Genomic DNA, 1,095 nt, shown 5'->3' on the forward strand with positions numbered 1-1,095 from the left:
GCTCGGCCCCGACCGCGACTGGCGCGCCCTGGTCAAGGCCGTCCGCCGGCAACTGCGCGCCGTGCCCGGCAACGGGCTCGGCTTCGGCGCCCTGCGCGCCTTCGGCCCGCCCGAGGTCCGCGAACGCCTCGCCGCCGCCGCCCACGGCCAGGTGGTCTTCAACTACCTCGGCCAGTGGGACGCCCGCCCCGAGGCCGCGGGCGGGGGCCTGGTCCGCGCCGAACTCGGCTCCTGCGGCCAGGACCACGACCCCCGCGACCCCGGCTCCCACCCGCTGGAGGTGGTCGGCGCCGCCCAGCGGGGCCGGCTCGCCTTCACCTGGCACCACCGCCCCGCCGTCCACGACCCGGCCGAAGTGCGCCGGGCCGCCGAGGAGTTCGCCGAGGCGCTGCGCCACATCGCCCGGCACGCCCGGAACGGCCGGCCGGGCCGCTGACCGGCACCACCCCACGAGAACGAGAAGAGGCAGGAACGACATGGACGAGAACACCCGCTTCCAGGTGCTGCGCAACGACGAGGAGCAGTACTCGCTCTGGCCGGTCGACCTCGACGTCCCGGCCGGCTGGCAGCCGGTCGGCCGGGAGGGCACCGAGGCCGAGTGCTCCGCCTACGTCGACGAGGTGTGGACCGACATGCGCCCGCGCAGCCTGCGCGAGCGCATGGAGAACGCCGAGGCCTGACCCGACCGCCCCACCACGAGGAAGAGGAGTCCGCCGTGACCCCCGTGCTGCACACCGAACGCCTGGAGTTCGTCCCCTACCGGCCCGAGGACGAGGACGCCTTCGTCGCCCTGCTCCGCGACGCGGAGGTCTGCCGCTGGATGGGCCAGGACCTGGTGCCCGAACCGCAGCTGCGCACGCTGTTCCGCGCGATCCTGAGCGATGTGTACCCCCAGCGGCTCTTCGACGTCTGGGGCCTGTGGCTGGACGGCGCCTACGCGGGCCACGCGGAGGTGAAGCGGACCGGGAACGTCGACGGGCACGAGCTGGTCGCCGCCCTCGCCCCCGGCTTCTGGGGCCGCGGCCTGGGCACCGAGGTGGTCCGCGGCCTGATCCGCTACGCCGCCGACGAGTTGGGGCTCAAGGAGGTCTACGG

Annotated in this window: 3 protein-coding genes; all 3 read left to right on the forward strand. The window is 75.1% G+C overall.

Annotated features, from left to right (window positions below; translation table 11 throughout):
- The coding region (locus ACFC1T_RS38455) for a hypothetical protein (protein ID WP_375897470.1) at positions 1 to 436 on the forward strand (436 nt) is incomplete at its 5' end.
- A gap of 40 nt (positions 437 to 476) precedes the next feature.
- Positions 477 to 680: an MbtH family protein gene (locus tag ACFC1T_RS38460; protein WP_375897473.1), complete on the forward strand. Its 204-nt coding sequence runs from the start codon at positions 477 to 479 to the stop codon at positions 678 to 680.
- 35 nt (positions 681 to 715) lie between these two features.
- On the forward strand, positions 716 to 1,095 hold a 380-nt coding region (locus ACFC1T_RS38465), incomplete at its 3' end, for a GNAT family N-acetyltransferase (protein WP_375897475.1).

The sequence above is a fragment of the Kitasatospora sp. NPDC056076 genome, assembly GCF_042266305.1.
Taxonomy (GTDB): Bacteria; Actinomycetota; Actinomycetes; order Streptomycetales; family Streptomycetaceae; genus Kitasatospora.

Bases quoted from the DNA above. Each gene is read 5' to 3' on its own strand.
- ACFC1T_RS38460 (WP_375897473.1), top strand. From the start codon at position 477: ATGGACGAGAACACCCGCTTCCAGGTGCTGCGCAACGACGAGGAGCAG.